This window comes from Citrobacter sp. TBCS-14, assembly GCF_005280805.1.
Taxonomy (GTDB): Bacteria; Pseudomonadota; Gammaproteobacteria; order Enterobacterales; family Enterobacteriaceae; genus Citrobacter; species Citrobacter gillenii.
Map to the genome: position 1 here is coordinate 1 of NZ_SZWM01000595.1, position 213 is coordinate 213.

Sequence of the window (213 nt, forward strand, 5' to 3'; positions counted from 1 at the left end):
TAGGCATCTCCATTTTTACCAGGTTTCGGCAAATTGTCGGATGTTTGGTGCAAAGCGACAAGTAAAAGAGGCTGATTTGTCAGGTGGACCCACATTAATCACGAAAATTCAGACAACAACATCTTATTACTGACTTCCACCTGCTGAAATCTGACGCATAATAGTTGTTCTACGTTGCTAACGGGCCACTCAGGCCAGGGATGAAAAATGAAA